Source organism: Chlamydiifrater volucris (assembly GCF_902806995.1).
Classification (GTDB): Bacteria; Chlamydiota; Chlamydiia; order Chlamydiales; family Chlamydiaceae; genus Chlamydiifrater; species Chlamydiifrater volucris.
The window spans coordinates 427,712-441,928 of the sequence record NZ_LR777654.1; the positions used below are offsets into that span (position 1 = coordinate 427,712).

Here is a 14,217-nt window from a genome sequence, read left to right on the forward strand (position 1 = left end):
ATGGGCGATCAAAGAGAAGCCTTCTTGTGTCTAGATTATGGTAGGAAACGCATAGGTGTTGCCGTAGCTATGCCTCCATTGTATATCGCTCTTCCTGTGGGGGTTATAGAAAATCAGAAAAATATGAAAGATACTGCGAAAGAAGTCCTAATTCTGGTTAAAACGAGGGGCATTACATGCGTAGTGGTAGGAAATCCTCTCCTTCTAGAGGGCGCAGTTAGCTCTGGTAGTAAGGAAGTTTTTCAATTTAGAGATGTTTTGGAAGATGTTTTGGGTTTTCCTCCCGTTCTTTGGGATGAGAGATTATCTTCTGCTGAGGCTAACAAAATGCTTAAAAGTCGGGATATGAATCGCAAGCAGAGGGCTAAGCAAATAGATTCAGTAGCCGCATCTCTGATTCTTGCTAGTTTTTTAGCTAGTAATGGTTATTCTATGTATTAGCTCTTTGTTAAAAAGTGTGTTAGGTTAAGGTGTATTATGATGTTTCCTATTCCTCCTAGAGAGTTTCCTAATGAAATGCCCCCTTGTGCCTTGGTTATTTTTGGAGCGACGGGGGATTTAACAGCGAGAAAGCTTCTTCCGGCGTTATATAACCTTTCTAGGGAGAATCAGTTGCCAGATCGTTTTGCCTGTATAGGATATGCTCGAAGGTCAAAGGAGCATAAAGATTTTCGCTTGGAGATGCAGGAAGCTGTTTCCATGTACGGTAATCATAAGGAACTAGATGTTCATGCATGGGAAAGATTAGAAAGGAGACTTTTTTATCATCAAGGATTTTTCGACGAGGATAAAGATTATGTATCACTTAAGGACTTTTTAAAGCGAATAGACACAGAGTTTCTTACTGAAGGAAATAGATTATTTTATCTGTCGACTCCGCCAAGTAACTTTCAAGAAATCATTCAGCGACTCAGGAAACATGAATTATTTATTCCTCATGAGGAAAGAAACTCTTGCTGTTCAAAAAAAGATTCTTGGACTCGAGTAATCATAGAAAAACCCTTTGGTCATGATCTGAAAACCGCTAAGGAACTTCAAAAATGTATAGATGACAATTTATGCGAAACTTGTGTCTATCGTATAGATCATTACCTAGGAAAAGAAACTGTTCAGAATATACAGTCAATACGTTTTGCGAATAAAATTTTTGAATCCTGCTGGACAAAAGAGTGTATTGATAATGTTCAAATTACCGTAAGTGAATCTATCGGCATAGGGACTAGGGGCAATTTTTTTGAACAGTCAGGGATGCTGAGGGATATGGTGCAAAATCATATGATGCAACTCTTATGTTTGTTGACAATGGAGCCTCCGACAAGTTTTTCTTCCGAAAGTATCAAAAAAGAAAAAATCCAAGTTTTGGATAACATTGTCCCTTTTTCAGAGTTTGCTCCGTCAGTTTTTCCTGCCGTGAGGGGTCAGTACGGCCCTGGTAAAGTGGGTGGAGTTTCTGTCAAAGGGTATCGTCAAGAAGATTTTGTAGCTCCAGATTCATTAGTCGAAACTTATGTGGCACTGAAAATTCTCATAGATACTCCAAGGTGGCAAGGGGTCCCTTTTTATTTGCGAGCAGGTAAGCGACTAGAAAAACGTTGTACGGACATAGCGATTACCTTCAAAAAGCCTATTCATGGGGATTTTTTTGCTAAGGAAAGGTTGGAGAATGATCTTTTGATTATTCGTATACAACCGGATGAAGGGGTTGCTTTGAAGTTTAATTGTAAAGTTCCTGGCGTTAGCAATCTTGTAAGACCTGTAAAAATGGACTTCAGATACGATAGTTATTTTAAAACTCAAGCTCCAGAAGCTTACGAAAGGTTATTGTGTGATTGTATATTGGGAGATAGGACACTTTTTACAGGAAATGATGAAGTGATAGCTTCTTGGAAATTGTTCACTCCCCTTCTGGAAAAATGGATGACTGATCCTTCTGATGCTGTATTTCCCAACTATGTTGCAGGTTCTTCGGGACCTCGGTGTGCCGATTCTCTAATACGCTCTGATGGTAGAAGTTGGAGGTCTCTATAAATAAAGGAGAAGTAGTATGAGTATTATGGTTAATCTTAACCATAGCAATAAATGGCTGTTGACGAGTAGTGATCAGGAGTTTTTGGCATTTTCGGTAAGAGATTGGATTTCTTGTGCTAATAATTCGATTGAGAGTGAAGGAAAATTCTGTATAGCCCTTTCTGGAGGGACTACGCCTTTAGCGATTTTTTCCGAACTAGTAAAGCAGAAATCCTTAATTTCTGACGTTTCTAAAATATTTTTCTTTTGGGGTGATGAACGCTGTGTTTCTCCCCAATCTTCTGACAGCAACTACGGCAACGCCGTAGCTATTCTTAGGGAGTTAGGAACTCCAGAAGATAATTTTTTCAGAATGAAAACGGAAAATTCTGAGGGAGATACTGATTACGAACGAGCAATCTTGAAACATATTCCTCAAGGGGTTTTTGATTTTATTATGCTTGGAATAGGAGATGATGGACACACCGCCTCTTTATTCCCTCACACTTCTGCTTTAAGCGTTTCAGATCGACTGGTTGTTTTTAATGAGATCCCTCAAAAACAGAGCAGAAGGATGACACTAACCCTCCCCTGCTTGCGAAAAGGTAAGCACGTGGTTTTTTACGTAAAGGGCTGCGGAAAGAAACCTATAGTGAAAAAGCTCTTGGAGAGTAATCTCCAACCCGAAGGAGAGACAAACTCAAGGGAAAAGCTCCCAGCAGAACTCGTCGGAACCGAGGAAAAACCCGTTTTTTGGTTCCTGGCTCCAGACGCCTACGACCTGTCAGATTACGATAAGATTCCCCCTGATAGGAAACTGGTCCTTCCTTGAAGAACTAACTTTTGCTCTCCCCTAAACATGGTTGAGGGGCCTTCTCCTCTAAAGCTGCAAAGGATTCCCTCAAGGGTAAGTTAACGAAGATATTTCCAGTATCAACAAGATGGACTCCTGAGGGACAAGGAACAGAAGGCTTCCTAATGATCCAGTAAAGAGCTATTCCGATGATAGGAACCATTAAGATGAAAGAAGGAACAAAATGCTCAACACTCACCCGTCCCCAGATCCTGTTGTACAAAGGGATATCTGCACAACCACTCTCGCAAGTTCTTCTGTGGAGTAGCTCTTTGACTATGGCATAGACAGTCTTGAGTATGAATATAAGGCTACCCACAATTCCAGAAATGACCGCTACTACAGGAAAAAGCAAAATGTCCAACGTCAAAGCGACGACCCTAAAGATCTTATCTTTGGTCTCAAGAGTTTCAAAAGGTCTGTGACTGGTATATGACAGAGAAATTTGAGAAAACATCTTTACTTTCCAGTTTTTTTCTAAACATTTTACAGGAAAATGTTTTTTTTAAATATAGAATTAATTGTTAATTAATCTTAACTAATTTCTTTCAGAGAAAGCACCGGATTTTTCTAGGTCTTCGTAGCTCGGAGGAGGTGGAAAATTAGAAAAATCCTTAGGCATTGTAGTTTTTATCGGCGGTTCTTCATAAGGGGGCGCCGAGGGAGTGGGACTTTCTTGATCAACAAATACAAAAGTTTGGGAAGGACTGCTTCTTGGTGGCTCGGTGGGACTAGGCGTAAATGCAAATACCGAGGGGGATAGCCTGAAATTTGCAATATTTTCAGAGGACTGTTTAGCGAGTAGGTAGAAACAAAGAGATTTTTCTATGTCCGCAGCGGACTGTTTTCTTGCTCGATTCTCTAAAACTAGCAAGGGAAGGTAAAGAAAACTTACTAAACCAATTAAAGACAGGCCCACTATTGTGAGACAAGACAAGAGGCCTCCTAGATACACCGCTGAAGTGGCAGCCAGAATCGAAGCTATGAGGATAAGGATAAGCCCTGCGCTGAGTACAAGATCTAGAATCCCAAACATGAGTTTAATGCGCATGTAAGACTTTTCCGCTTTATAAGCTTCTTGTGCTGAGGCCAGCATCAGAACTTGTTGGTTTCTTGTATTCCTAATTGATGTAGTGGTGTCCAAAATGAAATTGAGTAATTTTCTAGATCTTTCTGCAGATTTCGCAAATAAAACAATATTTCGAATACCTAGAATGGTAGAGGAGAATAAGAGAAGCACAGCAACGATGACAGCAAAGACTCTATTGGGTTCTACAGATTCTGAATCATTGTAACGTCTTCGTGGACAGTTGAAAAACAGATCAAAGACACATCTTGAACATAAATCTATGTTATACCACTGGTATAAAAGCAAAGGCACGTCTCCGTCCACTTGGTCCCCCCCAGAAGAGAACCTAGGTGCTTCTTGTATGCCTATTCGTAAAGACAAGGACTCAAGATCTCGAGTAGCTTGCGGGCTTTGAGGCTTACTTAAATCTCCCACAACCCTGTTTATATCAGAGCAAACAACAAAATCCTCCGTGAGGAAAGCTCCCATTCGGGTTGTAGCGGATTGTGCTCCTAAAAGCGTTAAGATGGAGGAGCGTATCTCAAAATCTAAGTTGTTTAGTGGACTCATGCCCGGATATTTTACAGGAAATTCTTTTAAAAGAATAAAAGAAAATATCAAAAAGGATCTAATCTTCTTGGATATAAGACGTTCTACGTCTATAGTTTAAGTGCAAACATTCAAGAATTCCTGCTTTCTCATCCTATCCCCTTATCTTCACAAATGGCCTCTTGATTCACCTTCAGAAGGTCTTTTACGAAGGAGTCTTCTTCCGTGAAAGAAAGCAAATGGACAGGAACTTTTAGACTGGCAAGAGACTTTGGAGTATGTTTTGCTAACAAATAGAAACAAAGAGCTTTTTCCAGATCCCCAGAGACTTTTCTTTTGGCATAACTTTCTAGGATCAGTAGAGGCAGGTAGAGTAACGCAGCCACACCAACGATAGAGAGCCCAACAACTGTGATGCAAGACACGACCCCGCTTAAACAAGCCATCGATAATGCTGATAAAATAGGTTGCACGAGAGACAGTAGAACACCAACGAAGAATACCGTTTCTAGAACTCCAAAAAGGACTTTAATGCGTGAGTATGCTTTTTCTGCGTTCAAAGTCTTTTTAGCTGCGGAAACCATTGCCACTTGCTGATTACTCAAATTGGTGGCAGATTGAGTATGGGCTGATATGAACTCTAGAAGAGCCTTGGAGCGTTCCCTAGACTTCGCGAACAAAATGAGATGTCTGACCCCACAGATGATGGAGCCAAACAGCAACGTTGCTACAAGGATACACGACAAGCACCTACCTAAAACCGAACTCCTGAATTCATCTTGAGGCAGGCACAGATCAGCGCATATAGCGAAGAGGCTCAAATGATAAAATCCCTGAAGGTATACGGCCTGGGTGTCGCCAATAGCGTGAGGTTTAAAAGACGGAGTTACCTTTGAACCCACCCGGTTGAGTAGACCAATAAGATCTTGACAAGCATAAGCACTTAAAGGGTTTTCCAAGATTTCAATGACCCTGCGATTGTTGGAGCACTTTACAAAATCCTCAGTTAGACAGGGCACATCACGAGAAGTTGCCGATTTAGCCCCCAGCAAAACGAGGATTGAAGATTGCACAGAAAAATCGGAAATCCCCAGATGCTTCATGAAAAACCAGGCCTCCATATCTTGAAAGGTGGGATTCTACATTGCCTTCAGTTTTTACGAAACTTTTATTAAAAATTTTTAGCAAAATAATTGATGATTATCTTGACAAAAGAGGATTTGTGTTTGAAACTCACCTTTTCTTTCGGGAGTATTATGTTGGAAAATAAAGTTATCATCTTGATGGGGCCTCCGGGCTGTGGCAAAGGTACTCAATCAGTGAGAGTTTCTCAGAAGATAGGGAAACCTCACATAAGTTCCGGGAATTTGTTTCGAGAAAATGTGGCAAAAGCAACTCCTTTGGGAGAAAAGGTTTCGGACTGCATCTCCAAAGGTTTTTTGGTCCCTGATGATCTAGTAATTTCCATGATAGAAGAGCGAGTTAGCCGGCCAGATTGCGAGGCTGGTTATATCATCGACGGGTTTCCTAGAACTGTGAAACAAGCAGAAATTTTTACTCAGTTTCTTTGCACTGAGAAAAGACCCTTTATAGTTCTCAATATTACGGTATCTGATGAGGAAGTTTATGATCGGTTAATTTCTAGGATTACGTGTTCGTCTTGTGGACAAACTTTTAGAAAGGGAACCTTTTCTATGGAAGATAGGTGTCCTAATTGTCGTGGGAGGTTTATTGTCAGGAAGGATGATAACGTCGAAACTATTGAGCAGAGATTAAAAACCTACCGGGAAGAAACTTTTCCTATTATACACTTTTATTCAACGACAGGTAAGCTTGTGGAAGTCGATGGCTCTGGAGACGAAGAGTCGGTGTTTTTCAAGGTTATGAAAAGCTTACAATAATGGCCTCAGTGATGGAGGAATAAATTTTTATCCGTTAATCCCTTTCTTTGGTAGAATGTTCCCTACGTGAATCTTTGTTTCCGAGGGGAAAGTCTTGTCTTCTCTGCCTATAATTGATCTTGTCCAGAGTTTTTATCCAGAGGCGTCCAGAACATCCATTAAAGAGTGGATAAAGCTTGGTAGGGTCTCCGTGAAAGGCGAAATTGTTACAGAGTTTTCCAGACTTTTTGATTCTGGGGAGAGGGTCTTTTTGCTCCCTTTTCGCAAAGAAAAATGTGTCAGTGGCGTCAAGATTATTTATGAAGACCGTAGTTTCGTTGCTATCAATAAACCTCCTCAAATGCTAAGCGTTCCGACGGAGAACCTCAGCTATAGCGCCCTGTTTTTGCTACGTCAGCACTACCAAACCTCGGGGATATTCCCTGTTCATAGGATAGACAGAGATACTTCCGGATTGATGATTTTTGCCAAAGGCATTCGAGCTAGAGAATCTTTCTCGGCACTTTTTGAAAATCACGACATACTCCGTTATTATGTGGCTATCTTAGAGGGCAAGTTAAAGAAAAAGGTTAATTGTTTTGAGAGTCACCTTAAGGAGCTAGAATCTCATAGGGTTATTGTGACCTCTCCGAAAACTGAAGGTGCTAAAAAGGCTATCACACATGTTAGAGTGTTAAAGGAGTCTAAAAAATTTTCTTATGTGTTGGCAAAATTAGAGACAGGAAGAAAGCATCAGATTCGAGTTCATTGTGCCGATGCTGGTTGTCCTGTTGCAGGAGATTCTGTATATGGCTCTGGAGCTGCTAGCTCAAAAAAAATGCTGTTGCACGCATTATCTCTTTCTTTTATTCATCCTTTTAGAAAAATACCTATAAATTTAAGGGTGCCTATTCCTCGATATTTCACTTATTTAGGGTTTCCAGACCCTTCTCAATACTTGGACTCTTTATAGTTTAACGGAGATTTTGTATGGAGAGACTGGTGGTCGCTGCCTCAATTTTTAATCTCTTCTCTGGTGAGGAGAATTTGGAGACTCAATTGGTATTTGGAGAAGTTTTAGACTCCCCTACTTTTTCTCCCCCTAGACTTCCTGTTTATCAAGCTTTGGAGCAGGAAACCTTGGTGGAGGGAGCATATGCTCCTTATCCCGGTTACGGAACGGTTTATGAAATAGACGAATTTAATCCTTTTTTTTCAACTCTCATCCCTATAGATCCAAGTTACAAACCTAACGCTGTGGTAAAGACTTTAGATGCTAAATTGTTGCCATGGGATATACCTCTTCCCTACGGCACTTATTTACAAGTTGATGTTAAGGGCAATGTTTTTCTCCCTTTTCTAAGGGGTATTTTTGATCCTATTTATCAAAAAGTCCTAAGACAAGCGTATTGCTCTTTGGAGCACATAGCTCCTATCCCTAAACAACTCAATATTTGCAATTTACTGCAAGATGCTTACAGTATGCTGGGGATTCCTTACCTCTACGGAGGTAGAACGGCTTTCTGTGTATCTTCAAAGTTTATGGGGTTGGATTGTTCTGGATTTGTTAATATACTATTTCGCGCCCAGGGAATTCGTATCCCTAGGAATGCTTCTGATCAGTATGCTTATTGTGTCCCCGTTTCATCCTTTAAGAATTTGCCTGTTGGAGGATTGATCTTTTTGAAAGAAGAAGGGGTTCTTAACCATGTTATGATTAAATCTGCGCGTGATGAGATCATACATGCTTCCCTCAGTTCTGGTTGTGTGAATGTCATTAAAGACGAAGAAGCTTTCTCTATAGAAAAAGACATAATGTTCCTATCTTGTAAGGATAAAGAAAAAGGAAGCGTTTGGAAAAAGTTTGAGGCCTTATTCGGATTTCCGGCAGAAAAACAAAAAGCCCAGGGACGACGTTGACCCTCGGCTTAAAGACACGTAGATAAAGTAGACAATGACTAACGCTTCGAGAATTGGAAGCTTTTTCTGGCTTTCTTGTGTCCGTACTTTTTCCTTTCTTTCTTTCTAGGATCTCTAGTCAAGTATCCCAAAGACTTTAACTCCTGCTTATTGGCCTCATCTTCTTTTACCAAGGCCCTGGAAATTCCCAGCCTGGTAGCTATAGCTTGCCCCTGAATACCACCTCCGCTTACCCGAATGATGATGTCATACTGGTCTTCCCCTTTCCCGGTTGTTCTGAAAGGCGCTAAGATCATATCTCTTTGAACCTGTATCGGGAAATACTCCTCAAAAGCCCTCCCGTTAATATCGATCCTTCCGCTTCCTGCACGTAGCCTAACACTAGAAACAGCTCGTTTTCTTCTTCCTGTGGCAACAGATTCTTGAATGGCATTAACCTTCGACACAATTTACTCCAATTTTATGCGCTTAGCACGACAGGTTTTTGAGCCTGAAATTCTCTATAATTTCCGCCCTTAATTACCCGAAGAGACTTAATTTGTTTATTACCAAGACGAGTTTTAGGAAGCATTCCTTTGACAGCATGAAAGATAACATAGCCAGGGTTTCTAGCTAGCATATTTTCAAAAGGAACTTCCCTCATTCCACCAATGTAGCCGGTATAATACCGATAAGTCTTTTGAGCCTTCTTGGCTCCGGTAAGCCTAACTTTTTCTGCATTGATGACGATGACACCATCTCCGGAAGAAACGTGTGGAGTGAAAGTAACTTTATGCTTTCCCCTCAAGATCTTAGCTACCTCAGAAGACAACCTTCCTAGAGTTTTATTTGAAGCGTCGATAACGTACCAAGATTTTTTTTCAGCATCACGAGCCTTAAGCATGGTCGTTCTTGTTTCTTTTCTTCTTTCCATTTGTAACCCCTTGGTGATGTCGGGATTATAGAATCTAAGGAATTTTTTTCCAAACAAAAACCTCCTCACGTGGAGTTCAGATTGGAGATAAAATATTCTTTATAGATATTGAAAACCTTCTTAAACGAAACAGCCGTTTTTCAAAATGCATTGCCTTGAGCATTTACCAACAAGATGATTGTTATGAGTAACTAGGATAATGCCTTTGCCCTCAGAAGCAAGTCCTAGTAAGAGGTTATGTATGCTCGAAGAGGTATAGTCATCGAGATTTCCCGAGGGTTCGTCAGCTAACAAAATTTGAGGATCGTTGATCAAAGCCCTAGCTATAGCTACCCTCTGTTTTTCTCCTCCGGAGAGGAGCGCAGATTTTACTTTTAACTTATTTTTTAACCCTACTCTTTCAGCAAGAATCCTTGCTCTTTCTCCAATATCCGGGTTCTTTTTTAGGCTTTTTCCTGAGATAATAGCCGGCATCAAAATATTTGTTTCTACGTTTTCATTTTCCAAAAGATGGAAGTGTTGAAAGATAAAACCTAGGTGCTTATTTCTTATCAAAGGATGCTCCTTAGGAGAAAAAGATCTTCCAAAAAATTGTATCTCCCCGGAAGAAGGTGTGTCTAATGTTCCTAAGATATTTAATAACGTCGTTTTACCATTTCCTGAGGATCCAGTAATAGCTAGCACCTCCCCTTCATACAGGGAAAGGGAAATCCCCCTAATTACATGATAAGTCGTGCCGTGGTTAACGAAAGTTTTACGAATATTTTTTGCTTCCAATAGAGGCATAATTACTCAGATTTTAGTATTTCCGAAGCTTGCATTCTGGCAACTTTCATAGAGGGTATCATTCCTGAAATTGTAGCTAGAATGAGAGTTGTAATTCCTATCACAGTAATAACAAGACTATCTATTTGATTTGGAAGAGCATTTCCAAAAAATTGTTTGTTGAATGCTGAATGTCCTTGTAGTCCCCCTAAAAAATTGACTATAACATCTAGGTACTTAAGAGTAGGTATAGACAATAGTATTCCCAAAATAGCACCTATTCCTCCAGAAATGGCCCCACATATGCCGAATATACGTTTTAATTGTTTTTTAGAGGCTCCAAGAGCTATTAGAATTCCTATTTCCTTTTTTTTATCATTGACGAGCAAAATTAACATGGTGACAACATTGGAACAGGCAACTAGCAAGATGATAAAGGAGACAAAAAGAAACAAAATCTTATCGCTGCTCAGTTGTTCTAAGATTGGAAGAAATTGTTCGTAGTCGTACAAAGAATCCACACTCCAGTAGCGGTCGATATGATTTTCTTTTAGTAAGTGCTGAATTTCTCGTTTAATTTGTCCTATTTTCTTGAACTGGACGAAAAATAAATCAAACCCGTTAGTGATACCGTTTTGAGGAGAAGCTTCTCTTAAGGTAGTATCCCGGATTATCTCTGCCAAATCTTTATCTATGAATATAGTTTTCCCTCCAACGGGAGAGAGCCCAGGATTATAAAACCCAGTGACGACTATAGGCAAGGACACCGGCTTTGTGCTGTTGCCTCTATAAAAAGAAAGTGAACCCGTGTCACCCACCTGGTAACCTGCTTCAGCGTATCTTTTTGGTAGAACAACACCTTTGCCTGAAAACATTGAAGATACAAACAGAAAATTTTCTTTGAAATTTGAAGGTGTGAGATCCAAAGAGCTCAACGTAAAAGATTGATAATCATTAATGGAATAAGGGAGAAGTAGATTTCTTTGAGAAGAGCTTAAATCATAAGAGATGAGTCTAGAAAATCCTCTGAGATCATCTTCCCTATGGCTTGTGTATTTTTCGTCCAGGAGTAACTGCCCAAAAGTTTCTTCAAATTCCTGAAACTCACACCCATACTTAGAGATCAAGGGAGAAAGGACTTCTTGAAGCGACTTAACTGGATCTACGAGCACACCATCGATACCTAAATCTGGGAGGGGAAACCTTTCTGGCAGAGTGTCATCCAAATTTCCATCATATGGGTCTGACTCTATGGAAGAAAGCTTTTCTCCCAACGTTTTTAAAGTGTAATCCGACTTTCCTGAGTAAGAATCAATGTTGTAATAGTAGGAGGAATAATAGCCATCAGAAGGACAAACTTTTATTGGAGAATGCAGTCTTGAAAGATCTTGGATCCATCTCTTCTCTATCCCTCCAATGACGGAAAGGAAGACCACGGACAACCAGACTACTAGGGATATAGTTCCTATGGAGAAAAGAGAAACAAAAGAGGCCGAAAGCCGCTCTTTTCTAGGGAGCAAATACTTAAGTGCCATAGAAAACTCAAACTTCATACATCCCTCGACCTCAAGAGAAGGAGAAGCTAGACTTTAAGTGTGCTCCCCCATTCAACTACTTAGCTTCTTTAAAGATTACGTGTTTACGCAATCTCTTATCATATTTCTTAAGTTCCAGTCGAGCGGGCGTTTTTCTTTTATTTTTTGTGGTCCAAAGAATTTCCGCACTCTCAGTGCTCTTTAGCTTAATAATCTCTCTATTTTTGCTGGCCATTGACGAATCCTTTAAAGAAAGTGACAAATCGCTTACAATCCTAGCTTCATTCATAAAAATAATCAAGGTTCCTTCGAGCTCAAAGGATTTTTGGGAACGGGCTTTTTCTTGGTTTTATTGTAATTTGGGAGCATTATGACTGTCGATGTGAAGCAAATTTTTGATAAAAGACTTTCCGAGAATAGGATTCACTTCATCAGTTTAGGATGTCCAAGAAATTTAGTTGATAGTGAAGTCATGTTGGGGTTGCTTTTGCAGGCCGGCTACGAAATATGTGAAGATCCCTCTGAAGCCGATTATTTTGTCTTAAACACTTGCGCCTTTTTAAAAGCTGCTAGAGATGAAGTCGAAGAGCATTTGAACAACCTGGTAGACGTTAAAAAGCCTACAGCAAAAATTATTTTGACTGGATGCATGGTTTCCAAGCACAAAGAAGCGTTAAGTCCTTGGTTCCCTCATATTCACTATATGCTTGGTTCTGGTAATGTAGAGAGTATTCTAGAGGCTATATCCTCAGAGAAGAAAGGTGAAAAGATAGATGCAAAAAGTTATTTGGAAGCTGGAGAGGTTCCTAGAAGATTGTCTACCCCTAAGCATTATGCATACTTGAAGATTGCGGAAGGTTGTCGTAAGCAATGTTCTTTTTGCATAATTCCCTCTATCAAAGGGAAGTTGAGGAGTAAGCCTTTAGATAGAGTTCTGAGAGAGTTTAGGACCTTAACATCACAGGGTGTAAAAGAGGTTATTTTGATTGCTCAAGACTTGGGGGATTACGGTAAGGATCTTTCAGGAAAGTCTATGTTGGTTGAGTTGCTAGAAATGTTGTTGCGGGAAGAAGGAGAGTTTTGGATCAGACTGTTATATCTATACCCAGACGAGGTTAACGACGACATTATCTCTCTGATGCAAAAAGATCCGCGGCTTCTCCCCTATTTGGATATCCCTATACAGCATATCAATGACCGAGTTTTGAAATCCATGTTTAGGAAGACCTCTGGTAAGGAGATTCGCCTTACGTTGAAAAAATTACGAGAGCAAATACCTGCTATTAAAATTCGTTCTTCGATTATTGTGGGATTCCCCGGTGAGACTGAAGAAGAGTTTCAAGAATTGGTAGAGTTCGTAAAGGAGGGCTTGATCGACAACCTGGGGATATTCACCTACTCCCAAGAGGAAGGAAGTCATGCAGCTACGTTGAAAGATCAAATTCCTGCTAAAGAAAAATCTAGACGGCTTAGCATTCTTTCAAGAATTCAACAAAAGATAGTGGAGGAAAAAAACCAAAATTGGGTTGGGAAAAAGATGATAGCCATTGTGGATGGCTACCATCCAGATAGTTCTTTACTATTGTCGGCACGTTTTTACGGTCAGGCTCCGGAGATTGATAGTTGCATTGTTCTTAACGATGCGAGAAAGGTATCCAGTTTTGGAGATTGGTATGAGGTCGAGATAACAGGTGTTCTTGGTTACGATTTGGTGGGAAGAGTGCTGGCTAAAATCGATGCTTCTAAGGGTCCCATTGAAGAGATGGTAATCTTATAAGGGACCAATCAAACATATGCATTCGGTAGGCTGACCCTATGCATTCTATCCAAAATTTTCCAGGCTGGTCGGCTGATATTACTGCCCCCACTATCCCAGAAGATCGGTAGTTGTAATTAGTCTGTCCGGCTGTTGTCATGTGTCCTATTTTGTGAGTGTAGCCATTATCAAATGTAACTTTTAGTTCGTTCAAACCTCCTCGCCCATTGTCTAACCACGCTCCGTGTTTAGATATCGCTACGCTGATCCGGTAGATTCCTGGTTTCTTAAATGCTAGGTAATAGTTGCGCAGTTTGTTTTCAGAGGTTGTGCCTTTACCATCTTCCAGTTGTATGACGCCATCAACGTTGTATTTTTCTTCATGATTTGTTTCGTAGTTATTCCAGCTAAAATATTGTCCCTTGTAAACGCTGCCTTTTTCTCCTACTGGACCATTACTCCAGGCGGACCTAGTATAAAATGATACTCCATATTTTTTTAATTCCCCGTAAGGCACATACTCTTGGTCTCTTCGGTCAGAAATTCTTGTTGTATCAAATGCTTTGGTTATGTTTTTGTAAAGAATCGTAGAGTTAAGTAAGTTGAGCTTGCCGTCAATATTTATAGTGCCGCTTGGTGATAATTTGATAGCGTCTTTTACAAACACTTCCCGGGCTGTCGTTAAATTCTTTGCTTTTGTTAAATCTTTTGTCAGGATTAGAGAGTCTGTTGACAGGCTTTCTTCCACAGTTAGTGCTTGGGATTTTGTAGCTTCATTTTCTTGTTCATTGATTGTGAGTTCATCTGTTTGTTTGAGTTTTTGTTCAGGTTCAACGGGTTGATTTTCTTTTTCTCCTACTAAAGTTGTAATAGTATATCTGTTGAATGTTGGAAAAGAGATTTTTGTTTTTGATGACTCCTCTTCTCCTGGAAGATTTTCTTCTAGTGGCTGTTCTTCCATGTGACTCCT

The 14,217-nt window shown here is 40.1% G+C and carries 16 protein-coding genes; 7 read left to right on the plus strand and 9 right to left on the minus strand.

Annotated elements, in window-relative coordinates:
* Genes ruvX through pgl form a run of 3 tightly spaced genes read left to right on the plus strand, consistent with a single transcriptional unit; the run spans position 1 to position 2,839 of the window.
* Positions 1-441: a Holliday junction resolvase RuvX gene (gene ruvX, locus KJA62_RS01810; RefSeq protein ID WP_213318334.1), complete on the plus strand. Its 441-nt coding sequence runs from the start codon at positions 1-3 to the stop codon at positions 439-441.
* Between the two features lie 36 nt (positions 442-477).
* Entirely contained in the window at positions 478-2,028 is a 1,551-nt protein-coding gene (gene zwf / locus KJA62_RS01815; RefSeq protein WP_213318335.1) for a glucose-6-phosphate dehydrogenase, read from the plus strand.
* Between the two features lie 16 nt (positions 2,029-2,044).
* On the plus strand, positions 2,045-2,839 hold the full coding sequence (gene pgl / locus KJA62_RS01820; RefSeq protein ID WP_213318336.1) for a 6-phosphogluconolactonase: 795 nt from the start codon (positions 2,045-2,047) through the stop codon (positions 2,837-2,839).
* 4 nt (positions 2,840-2,843) lie between these two features.
* On the opposite strand, the gene KJA62_RS01825 is transcribed toward pgl, so the two are convergent.
* From KJA62_RS01825 to KJA62_RS01835, 3 genes are all read right to left on the minus strand, one after another.
* A complete protein-coding gene (locus tag KJA62_RS01825; protein WP_213318337.1) occupies positions 2,844-3,317 on the minus strand; it encodes a hypothetical protein in 474 nt (157 codons plus the stop codon).
* An 81-nt stretch (positions 3,318-3,398) separates the two neighbouring features.
* Positions 3,399-4,499 (minus strand): hypothetical protein, encoded by a 1,101-nt coding sequence (locus KJA62_RS01830; protein WP_213318338.1) that lies wholly within the window; start codon positions 4,497-4,499, stop codon positions 3,399-3,401.
* 128 nt (positions 4,500-4,627) lie between these two features.
* Positions 4,628-5,581 (minus strand): hypothetical protein, encoded by a 954-nt coding sequence (locus KJA62_RS01835; RefSeq protein WP_213318339.1) that lies wholly within the window; start codon positions 5,579-5,581, stop codon positions 4,628-4,630.
* 153 nt (positions 5,582-5,734) lie between these two features.
* Between KJA62_RS01835 and KJA62_RS01840 the strand changes: the two genes are divergently transcribed.
* From KJA62_RS01840 to KJA62_RS01850, 3 genes are all read left to right on the plus strand, one after another.
* The gene (locus KJA62_RS01840; RefSeq protein ID WP_213318340.1) at positions 5,735-6,379 is read left to right on the plus strand and encodes an adenylate kinase; all 645 of its coding nucleotides are present in this window, start codon (positions 5,735-5,737) and stop codon (positions 6,377-6,379) included.
* A 94-nt stretch (positions 6,380-6,473) separates the two neighbouring features.
* Positions 6,474-7,331 carry an RluA family pseudouridine synthase gene (locus KJA62_RS01845; protein ID WP_213318341.1) on the plus strand — a complete coding sequence of 286 codons (858 nt, stop codon included), beginning with the start codon at positions 6,474-6,476 and terminating at the stop codon, positions 7,329-7,331.
* A 17-nt stretch (positions 7,332-7,348) separates the two neighbouring features.
* Entirely contained in the window at positions 7,349-8,278 is a 930-nt protein-coding gene (locus KJA62_RS01850; RefSeq protein ID WP_213318342.1) for a C40 family peptidase, read from the plus strand.
* A 38-nt stretch (positions 8,279-8,316) separates the two neighbouring features.
* Here the strand turns inward: KJA62_RS01850 and rpsI are convergent, their stop codons facing one another.
* From rpsI to rpmG, 5 genes are all read right to left on the minus strand, one after another.
* Positions 8,317-8,724: a 30S ribosomal protein S9 gene (gene rpsI / locus KJA62_RS01855; protein WP_213318343.1), complete on the minus strand. Its 408-nt coding sequence runs from the start codon at positions 8,722-8,724 to the stop codon at positions 8,317-8,319.
* 14 nt (positions 8,725-8,738) lie between these two features.
* On the minus strand, positions 8,739-9,191 hold the full coding sequence (rplM, locus tag KJA62_RS01860) for a 50S ribosomal protein L13 (protein WP_213318344.1): 453 nt from the start codon (positions 9,189-9,191) through the stop codon (positions 8,739-8,741).
* A 120-nt stretch (positions 9,192-9,311) separates the two neighbouring features.
* Positions 9,312-9,980: an ABC transporter ATP-binding protein gene (locus KJA62_RS01865; protein ID WP_213318939.1), complete on the minus strand. Its 669-nt coding sequence runs from the start codon at positions 9,978-9,980 to the stop codon at positions 9,312-9,314.
* Positions 9,980-11,509: an ABC transporter permease gene (locus KJA62_RS01870; RefSeq protein ID WP_213318345.1), complete on the minus strand. Its 1,530-nt coding sequence runs from the start codon at positions 11,507-11,509 to the stop codon at positions 9,980-9,982. Before KJA62_RS01870 ends, KJA62_RS01865 begins: the two co-directional genes overlap by 1 nt.
* A gap of 58 nt (positions 11,510-11,567) precedes the next feature.
* Positions 11,568-11,726: a 50S ribosomal protein L33 gene (gene rpmG / locus KJA62_RS01875; RefSeq protein WP_213318346.1), complete on the minus strand. Its 159-nt coding sequence runs from the start codon at positions 11,724-11,726 to the stop codon at positions 11,568-11,570.
* Between the two features lie 135 nt (positions 11,727-11,861).
* On the opposite strand from rpmG, the gene rimO reads away from it, so the two are divergent.
* Entirely contained in the window at positions 11,862-13,268 is a 1,407-nt protein-coding gene (gene rimO, locus KJA62_RS01880) for a 30S ribosomal protein S12 methylthiotransferase RimO (protein WP_213318347.1), read from the plus strand.
* Here the strand turns inward: rimO and KJA62_RS01885 are convergent.
* Positions 13,234-14,208 carry a hypothetical protein gene (locus tag KJA62_RS01885; RefSeq protein WP_213318348.1) on the minus strand — a complete coding sequence of 325 codons (975 nt, stop codon included), beginning with the start codon at positions 14,206-14,208 and terminating at the stop codon, positions 13,234-13,236. The two genes, rimO and KJA62_RS01885, sit on opposite strands and share 35 nt — an antisense overlap.
* Between the last annotated feature and the right edge of the window lie 9 nt (positions 14,209-14,217).